The following is an 11845-nucleotide window of genomic DNA, read 5'->3' on the forward strand; positions in this document are numbered from 1 at the left end:
TTCCCTGAGGGGTTGCTGTTTTATAGCTTGTTCCTGGCTGTGTTTCCTGTAACCAGCTGGCCGGGTGGACGCTCTCACCGTGTTACTCGCCTGATGCCAGCGGCAGGTTGTAGAACGCGCGGGCGGTGGCGGTGGTGTGGGCGGCGAGGTCTTCCGGGGGTTCGTCGCGCAGTTGGGCCACGTATTCGCCGATGTGGGGGAGGAAGGCGGGCTCGTTGCGCCGGCCGTTGCCGATCTTCTTGCCGGTGCCCTTGGGCAGGGTGCGCGGCAGCAGGTAGGGGGCGTCGGTCTCGATCATCAGGCGACCGCGCGGGATGGTCGGCACCAGGGGGTGCAGGTGTTTGCCGCGGCGCTCGTCGCAGACCCAGCCGGTGATGCCGATGTGGCAGTCGAGGTCGAGGTATTCGGCCAGGGCGTCGGCCTCGCCGGTAAAGCAGTGCACCACGGCGGCCGGTACCTTGTCGCGCCAGCGGCGCAGGATCTGCGCGAAGTCGTGGTGGGCGTCGCGTTCGTGCAGGAACACCGGCAGGCCGAGATCGGCGGCCAGCTCCAGCTGGGCCTCGAAGGCGATGCGCTGCTGCGGGCGCGGCGAGTGGTCGCGGTTGTAGTCCAGCCCCATCTCGCCCATGGCGACGACGTTGTCGTCCGCGCGGGCGAGGTCACTGAACCGCGCGGCGATCGCGTCGGTCCACTGCTTTGCCAGGTGCGGATGCACGCCCAGGGTGGCGCGGCAGCAGTCCGGGTACTGGTCGGCGATCTTCAGGCACTTCTCGCTCTGGTGGGCGTCGGCGCCGGTGATCAGCATCCAGGACACGCCGGCCTCGCGCGCGCGCTCGAGAACCTCGTCGCGTTCCTTGTTGAAGGATTCGTGGGTAAGGTTGAAGCAGATATCGATCCATTCCATGCGCGGTATGCTAACGGATTGGACGCACAGTGCCAGTTCCCCGGCTCCGTCATCGCGGAAACCCGGTCGTTACAATGACGGCGCTGGCGTCCGGGTTTGGAGTGGATGCAGCGGCGGCGTGTTAAACCACTGGCAATGTTTTTGATCTGGAGTCTGGAATGCGTGATGCGAACCCCCAGCCGGTCTATCTGAGCGAGTACCAGTCGCCGGCGTTCGAGGTGGAGGACCTGGAACTGGATTTCGATCTGGCCGCGGCGACCACCGAGGTGACGACGCGCATGGCGGTGCGCCGCAACCCGCAGGCGGCGGAGCCGGGAGCACCGCTGCGGTTGTACGGTGACGGCGTGGAGCTGGTGTCGCTGACGGTGGATGGCGCGGAGCCGGGCGAGGGCATGCTGGAAGAAGACGCCGACGGCCTGCTGTTGCACGGCCTGCCGGAAGCGGCGCGGCTGGAGATCGTCAGCCGCTGCCACCCGGAGCAGAACACCGCGCTGGAAGGCCTGTACGCCTCCAGCGGCAACCTCTGCACCCAGTGCGAGCCGGAGGGCTTTCGCCGCATCACATTCTTCCCCGACCGCCCGGATGTGCTGACCACCTACCGCGTGCGCCTGGAGGCGGACCGGGCGCAGTACCCGGTGTTGCTGGCCAACGGCAACCGCGTGGAGGCCGGCGAGCTGGACGGCGGGCGCCACTATGCGGTGTGGGAGGATCCGTTCCTGAAGCCGTCGTACCTGTTTGCACTGGTCGCGGGGGATCTGGCCTGCCAGCGCGACACCTTCACCACGATGTCCGGGCGCGAGGTTCAGCTTGAACTGTACGTGGAGGCGCACAACGCCGATCGTTGCGACCACGCGCTGGCCTCGCTGAAGCGCGCGATGCGCTATGACGAGGAGGCCTTCGGCCGCGAATACGATCTCGACGTGTACATGATCGTCGCGGTGGACGACTTCAACATGGGGGCAATGGAGAACAAGGGGTTGAACCTGTTCAACGCCAAGTACGTGCTGGCCAGCCCCGACACCGCCACCGACGACGACTTCGTCGCCATCGAGTCGGTGATCGCCCACGAGTACTTCCACAACTGGTCGGGCAACCGCGTGACCTGCCGCGACTGGTTCCAGCTGTCGCTGAAGGAGGGGCTCACGGTCTTCCGCGACCAGGAGTTCACCACCGACTGCACGCTGTACGGGGTCAAGCGCATCGACGATGTCTCGCTGCTGCGCGCCCATCAGTTCCCCGAGGACGCCGGTCCGCTGGCGCACCCGGTGCGCCCGGATCATTACGCCGAGATCAACAATTTCTACACCCTGACGGTGTACGAGAAGGGCGCGGAGCTGATCCGCATGCTGCGCACCCTGATCGGGCGCGAGACCTTCCGCCGCGGGCTGGATGTCTACTTCGAGCGCTTCGATGGCCAGGCGGTGACCACCGACGACTTCGTGGCCGTGATGGCCGAGGTCAGCGGGCGCGACCTGACGGCATTCAAGCGCTGGTACACCCAGGCCGGCACCCCGCACGTGACCGCCGCCACCGCGCAGGATGGCTCCACCGGCGAGTTCCGCATCAGCCTGGGGCAGTACACCCCGCCGACGCCGGGCCAGGAACACAAGGAGCCGGTGGTCATCCCGGTACGGGTGGCGATGCTGGATGACGACGGGCGGCGCATCCGCGGGCGCCTGGAGGGCGGCCCGGAGCAGGATGAATGGGTGCTGGAGCTCGACCGCTCCGAGCGCAGTTTCCATTTCGACGAACTCTCGGCGACCCCGCGGGCCGTGTCCTGGCTGCGCGGTTTCTCCGCGCCGGTGATCCTGGAGGCCAACCAGAGCGCGACGACCCTGGCCCACCTGCTGGCCCATGACGACGATGCCTTCAGTCGCTGGGAAGCGGCGCAGACCCTGATGCGGCGCGCGATCCGGGCGCGCATCGAGGACGACGCCGCCGACTCGGTGCTGGAGGCGGAAATCCAGCACGCCCTGGCGGCCCTGCTGGAGGATCCGGCGATCGAGCCCGTGCTGCTGGCCACGATCCTCCAGCTGCCGCCGCCGCGCGAGCTGGCGGAGCTGTTCGACTGCGTGGACCCGGTGCGCCTGCGGGCCGAGCGTGATGCCCTGGAGGCGCGGCTGTACGCCCCGCTGGCGGACCGGCTGCGCGAGCGCCAGCCGAAGCTGGACGATATCGACAACGGCGCGTTCACCGCCGATGCCATGGGGCAGAGGCGCCTGCGCAACCGCCTGCTGGCATTGCGGGTGGCGGCCGGTGACGAATCCGCGGTGCCCGAGGTGCTGGAGCAGTACCGCAAGGCCCGCAGCCAGACCATGCGCATGGGGGCGTTGAATGCCATCAACGACCTGAACCACGAGGCCCGGGCCCTGCTGCTGGCCGACTTCGAGCGGCGCTACCACGACGACCCGCTGGTGCTGGACAAGTACTTCGGCCTGCAGGCGGCCAGCCAGGTGTCGGGCGGTTTCGACCGCCTGGAGTACCTGCTGCAGCATCCCGGGTTCCGCTGGTCCAACCCCAACCGCGTGCGCGCGGTGCTGGGCCCGTTCATGGCCCGCAACGAACGCCATTTCCACCAGGCCGACGGCGAGGGCTACCATCGCATTGCCGGCTTCGTGGAGAAGCTGGACAGGATGAACCCGCAGACCGCCGCGCGTCTGGTGCAGCCGCTGACCCGCTGGCGCAAGGTGGATCCGGCGCGCGGCGAGCAGATGCGCGCGGAACTCGAGCGCCTTGCCGCCCTCGAAATCTCGCGCGACCTGCGTGACGTGATCGAGCGCGCGCTGGCCGACGCCTGAATCGGCCAGAGGGCTGGCCTCCCACGGGCGCTTGTAGGAGCGCAGCCCCCTGCGCGACCCGCCCGCGCCGGGTCCCGGTCCGGAGGTTGCCGCGTCGCCTTCGGCTCCTCGCAACGACGGGGCTGGAGGGGTTCCCGTCATCGCGAGGCGCGCAGCGCCGTGGCGATCTCCGCGGGTGCCCCCGGCGCCGGATTGTAGAATGCCGGGGTTGCGTCCACAGGGAGCCGCGGGTTGTGGTAGTTTCTTGCGTGGTTACCGGGTGGCACCGCCCCTCGAGACGAGGTTTCGACTGACGTGAAACGGGTCTTCCAACAACTGCTGTGCTGGATGCTGGTGGCGGCGATTGCCGGCCTGCCGGCGGTGGCTGCGGCAGTGGGCATGGAAGATGGTCACGTCGGTCATGCGGCGATGCACGGAACCCCGTCCGCCGATGATCCGCACGCTCGTCACGGGCAGGACCATGCCCATGGTGCCGACCGGCACTACCATCATGGGCATGGTCAGCACACCGGCCATGCCGATGAGTCGCATGACGATCACCATGCCCCCGCGACATCCGATGCTTCCCATGCCGGCGACCCGCTCGGGCACGCCGACTGCGTGGACGCCAGCTGTCTGGCCAGTTGCTCGGCCTGCGGTCACTGCCAGGGTATGCCGACTTCGTCCGGCACCGATGTCCCGGACCCGGTGAAGCAGGCCATGAGCCTGTATTCCTTCCAGAGCGGTCCGCCCGCGGCCGCGTTGTACCGCCCCCCGATCCTCTCCTGATCTGACTTACCGGCCCGAGTGCCGGAGCTGTCCGCACGTCCGGGTTCCACCCGGTGCTGGCGGATGGCAAGGCCGTGTCGCGCGTTCGCGCGGGATGCGGAATCGAAGTCCGATCAAGGAGATTTTCACGATGCGAGCAACCCGATTGCTGCTCCCCGTCGTGTCGGTGCTGTTCCTCGCCGGCTGCGCGGTCACCGCGCCCGAGCTGGATCGCTCCGATCTGGCGGAGGATGTCTCGGTGCAGGGGATCGACCTGCCCGAGTCGGAGATGCCCCGACCCTCCGGCGAGCTGACGCTCGAGGAGGCCATTCATCAGGCCCTGTGGCGCAACCCGCGCATGCAGCAGGCCTACGCCGAACTGGATCTGACGGCCGCCGACGTGGTCGAGGCCGCCCAGTTCTCCAATCCCACCCTGTCGCTGTCGGTGATGCGCCCCGAGGGCGGTGGCGGCAACGAGACCGGGGTCGGTCTGGCCTGGGGGATCTCCGGCCTGCTGATGCGCAGTGCGCGTCAGGACATCGCCGAGGCCCACTGGGAGTCCACCCGTCTGCAGCTGGCCGAGGGCATGGTGGCCCTGGCCTCGGACACCGAACGTGCCTGGTATGACGCGGTGGCCGCGCGTCAGCGGGCGCAGGTGCAGGCATTGGAGGCCCGTGCCGCGGATCTCGGTTCGCTGCTGGGCGAACGCTTTTATGACGCCGGCAACAAGACTGACCTGAAGCGGGCTCAGCTGAATATCCGGGCCGCCGAAGCTCGCCTGAAGCTCGAGGATGCACGGCAGCGCGAGCGCGAGACCCGTCTGCGTCTGGCGCACCTGATGGGGCTGCCCGGTCACGTCGATGACTGGGAGGTCCCCGGCAAGCTGCCACTGCCGCTGGCCGGCGTGGAGGATCGCGAGGCCCTGGTCGAGCAGGCCCTGGAGCAGCGTCTGGATCTGCGGGCCCTGGATCACGCCCTGGAGGGGCTCACCGAGGGCGTGGCCCTGGTGCGGCGCTATCGCTGGCTGGGCGACATCGAGCCCGGTATCGAGTTCGAGCGCGAGACCGATGGCACCCGCCTGTGGGGCGGAGGCATCTCCTTCACCCTGCCGATCTTCAATCAGAACCAGGCCGGCATCGCCCGTGCCGAGGCGCGGCTGGAGGACGGCGAGGCCCGGAAGGCCGAACTGGAGCAGGCCGTGACCGCTGACGTCCACCAGCATTTCGTGCGGCTGAATCACAACCGTGACAAGTTCAGCACCAAGCGCTACGAACTGGTTCCGGCTCGCGAGATCGAGGTGGAGCGCATGCAGGAACGCGTGAACTTCATGTTCGACGATGTCTTCGACCTGCTCGAGACCAAGCAGGAAGAGCTCGCCGACTGGCAGCGCGCGGTGGCCGCGCTGGGTGATTACTGGCGGGCCCGGGTGGATCTGACCTTTAGCGTGGCCGGCGAACTGCCGGGCGGGATGCCGGGTGACGAGGGGTACCTTGAGACCGACGGTCTCGAACATGATCCGTCCGCGATGGATCACGGCCACGGGGACCACGGAGATCACGGAGATCACGGAGATCACGGAGATCACGGAGATCACGGGGACCACGAGGATCACGAGGATCACGACCATGGCGATCACGGTGACCACGGCGACAACGGTCACGGAGGGCATCACTGATGAAACGGCGTAATTTCCTGCTGGCCGCCGGCGCGGCAATGCTGCCGGCAACCACCCTGACCCGGGTGATGGCCGAAACGGGTCACGAGCACCACAACGAGGGCGACGCCACGCCCGGCGAGCGCACCGAACAGGGCTACATGCCGGTGCACACGCCGAACGGCTGGACCCTGCCGTATGAAATGAACAACGGGGTGAAGGAGTTCCACCTGGTCGCCGAGGAGATCGAGCACGAGTTCGCGCCCGGCTCGGTGGCGAAGTGCTGGGGCTACAACGGCACTACCCCGGGGCCGACCATCGAGGCGGTGGAGGGCGACCGGGTCCGCATCTACGTGACCAATCGCCTGCCGGAATACACTTCGGTGCACTGGCACGGCATCCACCTGCCCTCGGGCATGGACGGGGTGAAGGGCGTGACCCAGCCGCCGATCCATCCGGGCGAGACCTTCGTCTACGAGTTCGAGCTGAACCAGCACGGCACGCACATGTATCACCCGCATGCCGACGAGATGGTGCAGATGGCGATGGGGATGATGGGGATGTTCATCATCCACCCGAAGGACGGCGAGATCGAGCCGGTGGACCGCGACTACGCGATCCTGCTGCACAACTGGGGCCTGCACCCGGGCACGCGCACGCCGGACCCGTCCATCATGGTCGATTTCGACCTGTGGTCGATGAACTCGAAGGTGTTCCCGGCCATCGACTCGCTGGTGGCGAAGACCGGCGAGCGCGTGCGCATCCGCATGGGCAACCTGTCGATGTGGAACCACCCGATGCATGTGCACGGGGTGTCGTTCGAGGTCACCGGTTCCGACGGCGGGCGCTGGCCGCGCGAGCAGTGGCGCAAGGAGACCACCGAGATCGTCGCGGTCGGCCAGACCCGCGATATCGAGTTCATCGCACCGCCGGGCGACTGGGCGTTCCACTGCCACATGACCCACCACACCATGAACCCGATGGGGCATGGCATCGCCAATCCCCTGGGGGTGGATCAGTCCGGCATAGAAGAAGAGATCCGCAGCATCCTGCCGGGCTACATGGCCATGGGCGAGCACGGCATGGCGGATCACCAGGACCACACCGACGGCGGCCACATGCCGGGCCCGGAAAACACTCTGGCGATGGGCATGGGCCACGGGCCGTTCGGCAACATCGGCATGGGCGGCATGTTCACCCTGATCAAGGTCCGCGACGACCTCGAACCCGGGGATTTCCGCGACCCGGGCTGGTACTGGCACCCGGACGGGGAGGTGGCCCACAAGGTGAGCGACGACCCCGAATTCGGCAGCCCGGTACGTCGCGGCAAGCTGGCGGATGCCGACTCCGAGAAGCTCCCGACCCCCGATCGTGATGCCCATGGCGGGCACGGCGGCCACGGGGGGAATGGAGGACACAATGGCCACGATGGCCATGACCACTGAGTGACCGCCGGCATGGGCGCCGGGACTGCGAGCCGGCGGTTCCCGGTGGCCTGTGGCCGGCGGACTCTGACACGACAAGACTGCACCCGAACAACGAAAAGGATGAAATCATGACGATGATCACGCGCAACACCCTGCTGTCCGGCCTTGCGGCCCTGCTTCTGGCCGTTGCCACCCCGTTGCTGGCCCACGAGGGCGAGATGGGGCAGGTGCCCAATGATGGCTCCACGGTCCAGGGCACCCCCGAGGAGATCGGGATCCACTTCGATGGCGCGATGCGCATCACCCAGTTCGACGTGACCGGCCCGCAGGGTCGGGTCTCCCTTGAGAACCAGCCGGGCAATGAGTCGACCGAGGAATACCGCGTGCGGCCGGCCGGCTCGATGGAGCCCGGCAGCTATGAAGTCCGCTGGCGCGGTCTGGCCCGTGACGGACACATGATGTCCGACACCTTCCGCTTTACCGTGGAAGACTGAGCGGTGGCCTGGCTGTCTGCACTGGCCGGTGTGGATGCCTGGACCGTCGCCCTGATGCTGGTGACGGCCGGATTCCATGCCGGCGCCCTCCTGGCGGCCGGGGCGGTGCTGTTTCGCCTGGCGTTTCCGGGTCTGCCTGATCCGGAGCGGCGGGCGGTCAGCCGCACGGGCGCGGTTGCGGCATGGGTGGCGATCGTGCTGGCCCTGATCCAGTGGCCGCTGCAGGCGGGGTATCTCGGCGGCGGGAATGTGTCCGCCGCGTTCGATCCGGCGCTGCTGGGCATGGTGTTCGAAGGGGCGCAGGGGACCCGGCTGGTGCTGGCGGGGGCCGGCCTGCTGCTGGTGCAGGCGATCCTGCTGGATGCCCGGCGGCTGCCGGGGGTGGGTTACGGCCTGAGCCTGGGTGGCGTCCTGCTGGCGATGCTTGCCTTCGTGCAGGTCGGGCATACGGCCGGCGAACCGCGCGTGCTGCTGGGCGGCCTGCTGATCCTGCACCTGCTGGCGGCCGCGTTCTGGATCGGATCCCTGTGGCCGCTTTATCGCCTGGCGGGACAACCCGCCGCGGATCCGGCGGCCGCCCGCATCCTCGACCGTTTCGGGCGTATCGCATTGTTTGCGGTGGGCCTGCTGGTGCTTGCGGGCGCGGTCCTGGCGGTGCTGCTGGCGGGCGGCGTGACACCCCTGTTCACTACCGCCTGGGGACAGTTCCTGCTCGCCAAGGTGTTGCTGGTGGCGCTGCTCCTGCTGCTGGCCGCGCTGAACAAGTGGCGCCTGGTGCCGGCATTCTCACGGGGTGACACCACGGCACCCCGGCGCCTGCGGCGCAGCATCGCGGTTGAAGGCGTGCTGGTCGCCGCCGTGCTGGGGGTGACCGCGATCCTCACCGGCATCACCTCGCCGAACGGCTGAGCTCCGGTCGGCCAGAGGGGAGGCTTCCCGCGGTCCGGGGGATCCACAGGGCGGGAGGCGGCGCTGCCGCGCCGCATCGCGCAGAGGGCTGCGCTCCCACAAGGGGGGTATCCTGCACCTCGGGGCGGAGTCAGCGCAGGAGCATCAGCAGGCCGGCGAGGATCAGGACCCCGGCGAAGCCGCGGCGCAGCACCGCGACCGGCAGATGGTGCGCCAGCCAGACCCCGGCGCGTACGCTGATGGCGGTACCCGCGACCACCCCGGTGATGGCCGGCAGGTAGAGATACCCCAGGCTCCATTCCGGGGTGGCCGGGGTGGTCGCGGTCCATTGCGGCAGGGCAAACACCAGGGTTGCGCCGATGGAGATGGGCACTCCGAGGGCCGCGGCCGAACCGATGGCGCGGCGCAGTTCCAGCCCCTGGCTGACCAGGAAGGGGGTGGTCAGGGTGCCGCCGCCGATCCCGATCAGCGCGGACACCGCACCAATGATGCCGCCCCCGCCCAGCCACACGCCGCGGCGCGGGACCGGGGCGCGTGGAGGCTGGAGGTTGAGCAGCATCCAGATGCCGATCGCGACCTCGAAGGCGCCGAAGATCCGCCCGAGGTGGTCGCTGTCGAGCTGGGTGGCCAGGCCGGCACCCAGCAGGGCCCCGCCGATGATCCCCGGCAGCAGCCGGCGCACGGCCTCGCCGTCCACCCCGCCACGGCGGTGGTGGGCCCGCGCCGACAGCACCGCGGTGGGGATGATGGCGCCCAGTGACGATCCCACGGCCAGCTGCACCAGCCCCGTCTCGGGAAAGCCCAAAACGGTGAAGACCGCGACGAACACTGGCACCAGTACCAGTCCGCCACCGATCCCGAACATCCCGGCGGGGATGCCGGTGATCAGGCCGAGGAGAACGAACAGCACGGCCAGCCCGGAGGGCGTGGCCGCGAGTGGTTCGATCAGGGGCATGCCCGCGCGCCGTCAGCGGGCGTCACGAACCGGGTTCCTCGTCGCGGCGTCCGGAGGTGGCAACCACGATGCCCCGGACGACACCGGCGAGGAACATCACCACGCCGGGGATCCCGAACAGGGCGGCGCGTCGGGCATGTTCGAGGAAGCGCGCCTCGCGGAGGGTGAAGGCCCGCGCGTCTTCCATCCCTTCGGCGAGGATCGTGTACGTCCCCGGTTCCGGGAAGTGGAATTGTCCCAGGGAGACCCGTTCGGTCTGCCCTGAGGTGTACGTCAGGGTGGCCCGCGAAGGCTGCAGCCGGGCGGCTTCGTCCCCGTCGGGCGTCCGGGCGACGACCCGGGTTCCGTCCGGAAGGTGCTCGGGGAACTCGCGGAAGGTCCCGTCGAGGTAGGTCCGGGTATACAGCCACAGGCGATAGTCACCGGCGCGCGGGATCTCCACCTCGGTGCTGCCCGGACCCTCGAAGTCTTCGGCCAGGCCCTGAAAGGCCCCGCTCAGCGCGACCCAGGCCAGCGCCAGAAGGGCCAGCCCGGCCGCGCTCAGGGCGACAGGTCCGCGCATCGGTACCGATCCGGTCGAGGGGGATCAGGCGTCCAGCGCCTTGAAGCACTTGCGCGCGGCCTCGATGGTGGCCTCGATGTCCGCGTCGGAGTGGGCGCTGGACATGAAGCCGGCCTCGAAGGCCGAGGGTGCGAGGTAGACCCCTTCTTCCAGCATGGCGTGGAAGAAGCGCCCGAAGGCCGCGGTGTCGCTGGCGGTGGTGCCGGCGAAATCGGTGACCTTCTCCTCGCTGAAGAACAGCCCGAACATGCCCGGGACCTGATTGGTGGTCAGGGCCACGCCGGCCTCGCGCGCGGCCTCCTCGAAGCCCGCGACGACCTTGCGCGTGCGCTCTTCCAGGTCCTCGTGGAAACCCGGGCGGCTGAGGATGTCCAGGGTGCGGATCCCGGCGGTCATCGCGATCGGGTTCCCGGACAGGGTGCCGGCCTGATAGATCGGCCCCAGCGGGGACAGCTGCTCCATGATCTCGCGGCGGCCGCCGAAGGCGCCCACCGGCATGCCGCCGCCGATGATCTTGCCCAGCGTGGTCAGGTCCGGGGTGACGCCCAGATAGCCCTGGGCGCAGTTCGCGGACACGCGGAAGCCGGTCATTACCTCGTCGAAGATCAGCACCGTGCCGTATTCGTCGCACACCTCGCGCAGGGTCTCGAGGAAGCCCGGCACCGGCGGGATGCAGTTCATGTTCCCGGCGATCGGCTCGACGATGATGCAGGCAATCTCCTCGCCCTTCTCGCGGAAGAACTCGCGCACGCCCTCGGGGTCGTTGTAGCTGAGCGTGCTGGTCAGCGCCGCCAGTTCGGCCGGCACGCCGGGCGAGCTCGGCTGGCCCAGGGTCAGGGCGCCGGAGCCGGCCTTCACCAGCAGGGAATCGCCGTGGCCGTGGTAGTTGCCCTCGAACTTCACGATGCGGTCGCGGCCGGTGTAGCCGCGCGCCAGGCGGATCGCGCTCATGGTGGCCTCGGAGCCCGAGTTGGTCATGCGCACCATGTCCATGGACGGGACCAGCTCGCACATCTTCTCGGCCATCTCGCTTTCCAGCCGCGTCGGGCAGCCGAAGGACAGGCCGTTGTTGCAGGCCTCGCGCACGGCCTCGATCACCTCGGGGTGGGCGTGCCCGGCGACCATCGGACCCCAGGAGCCGATGTAGTCGATGTAGCGCTTGCCGTCGGCATCCCACATGTAGGCGCCGTTGGCGCGGTCCATGAAGATGGGGGTCCCGCCGACGCCCTTGAAGGCGCGCACGGGGGAGTTCACGCCGCCGGGGATCCGGTTTTTGGCGGCTTCAAAGAGGCGAAGCGTTTCCTGCATGGCGGTGTCCTGTCTGGAATGGGAGTTGGGAGCGGGGCCGGGGGCGCGGCCCCGACCGTGCAACCCCGCAACCTTAGCGAGGGGGCG

At 68.7% G+C, this 11845-nt stretch carries 10 protein-coding genes; 6 read left to right on the plus strand and 4 right to left on the minus strand.

What is annotated here, in order from left to right; genetic code table 11:
- Positions 1 to 82 precede the first annotated feature (82 nt).
- A complete protein-coding gene (locus tag B1A74_RS11085) occupies positions 83 to 904 on the minus strand; it encodes a TatD family hydrolase (RefSeq protein ID WP_077244680.1) in 822 nt (273 codons plus the stop codon).
- 158 nt (positions 905 to 1062) lie between these two features.
- On the opposite strand from B1A74_RS11085, the gene pepN reads away from it, so the two are divergent.
- The 6 genes from pepN (at position 1063) to B1A74_RS11115 (ending at position 8933) form a co-directional block, all read left to right on the plus strand.
- The gene (gene pepN, locus B1A74_RS11090; RefSeq protein ID WP_077244681.1) at positions 1063 to 3702 is read left to right on the plus strand and encodes an aminopeptidase N; all 2640 of its coding nucleotides are present in this window, start codon (positions 1063 to 1065) and stop codon (positions 3700 to 3702) included.
- Between the two features lie 327 nt (positions 3703 to 4029).
- Positions 4030 to 4470 carry a hypothetical protein gene (locus tag B1A74_RS11095; protein WP_024328682.1) on the plus strand — a complete coding sequence of 147 codons (441 nt, stop codon included), beginning with the start codon at positions 4030 to 4032 and terminating at the stop codon, positions 4468 to 4470.
- A 145-nt stretch (positions 4471 to 4615) separates the two neighbouring features.
- The gene (locus tag B1A74_RS11100) at positions 4616 to 6124 is read left to right on the plus strand and encodes a TolC family protein (RefSeq protein ID WP_077244682.1); all 1509 of its coding nucleotides are present in this window, start codon (positions 4616 to 4618) and stop codon (positions 6122 to 6124) included.
- Positions 6124 to 7548: a multicopper oxidase family protein gene (locus B1A74_RS11105; protein ID WP_077244683.1), complete on the plus strand. Its 1425-nt coding sequence runs from the start codon at positions 6124 to 6126 to the stop codon at positions 7546 to 7548. Before B1A74_RS11100 ends, B1A74_RS11105 begins: the two co-directional genes overlap by 1 nt.
- A gap of 107 nt (positions 7549 to 7655) precedes the next feature.
- Complete coding sequence (locus B1A74_RS11110) at positions 7656 to 8024, plus strand: copper resistance CopC family protein (protein ID WP_026288960.1); 369 nt, start codon at positions 7656 to 7658, stop codon at positions 8022 to 8024.
- A 3-nt stretch (positions 8025 to 8027) separates the two neighbouring features.
- Positions 8028 to 8933 (plus strand): CopD family protein, encoded by a 906-nt coding sequence (locus tag B1A74_RS11115; RefSeq protein WP_077244684.1) that lies wholly within the window; start codon positions 8028 to 8030, stop codon positions 8931 to 8933.
- 130 nt (positions 8934 to 9063) lie between these two features.
- Here the strand turns inward: B1A74_RS11115 and B1A74_RS11120 are convergent, their stop codons facing one another.
- The 3 genes from B1A74_RS11120 to hemL are packed head-to-tail and all read right to left on the minus strand — an operon-like array spanning position 9064 to position 11758.
- Complete coding sequence (locus B1A74_RS11120) at positions 9064 to 9888, minus strand: sulfite exporter TauE/SafE family protein (RefSeq protein WP_077244685.1); 825 nt, start codon at positions 9886 to 9888, stop codon at positions 9064 to 9066.
- A gap of 22 nt (positions 9889 to 9910) precedes the next feature.
- Complete coding sequence (locus B1A74_RS11125) at positions 9911 to 10450, minus strand: hypothetical protein (protein WP_018946814.1); 540 nt, start codon at positions 10448 to 10450, stop codon at positions 9911 to 9913.
- Positions 10451 to 10474: 24 nt separating this feature from the next.
- Complete coding sequence (gene hemL / locus B1A74_RS11130) at positions 10475 to 11758, minus strand: glutamate-1-semialdehyde 2,1-aminomutase (protein WP_077244686.1); 1284 nt, start codon at positions 11756 to 11758, stop codon at positions 10475 to 10477.
- Positions 11759 to 11845 lie beyond the last annotated feature (87 nt).

The organism is Thioalkalivibrio halophilus (assembly GCF_001995255.1).
In the GTDB taxonomy this organism is placed as follows: Bacteria; Pseudomonadota; Gammaproteobacteria; order Ectothiorhodospirales; family Ectothiorhodospiraceae; genus Thioalkalivibrio; species Thioalkalivibrio halophilus.

Excerpts from the sequence above, each read along its gene's own strand:
- B1A74_RS11085 (WP_077244680.1), bottom strand. The coding sequence starts at position 904 with ATGGAATGGATCGATATCTGCTTCAACCTTACCCACGAATCCTTCAAC.
- pepN (WP_077244681.1), top strand. The coding sequence starts at position 1,063 with ATGCGTGATGCGAACCCCCAGCCGGTCTATCTGAGCGAGTACCAGTCG.
- B1A74_RS11095 (WP_024328682.1), top strand. The coding sequence starts at position 4,030 with ATGCTGGTGGCGGCGATTGCCGGCCTGCCGGCGGTGGCTGCGGCAGTG.
- B1A74_RS11105 (WP_077244683.1), top strand. The coding sequence starts at position 6,124 with ATGAAACGGCGTAATTTCCTGCTGGCCGCCGGCGCGGCAATGCTGCCG.
- B1A74_RS11120 (WP_077244685.1), bottom strand. The coding sequence starts at position 9,888 with ATGCCCCTGATCGAACCACTCGCGGCCACGCCCTCCGGGCTGGCCGTG.
- B1A74_RS11125 (WP_018946814.1), bottom strand. The coding sequence starts at position 10,450 with ATGCGCGGACCTGTCGCCCTGAGCGCGGCCGGGCTGGCCCTTCTGGCG.
- hemL (WP_077244686.1), bottom strand. The coding sequence starts at position 11,758 with ATGCAGGAAACGCTTCGCCTCTTTGAAGCCGCCAAAAACCGGATCCCC.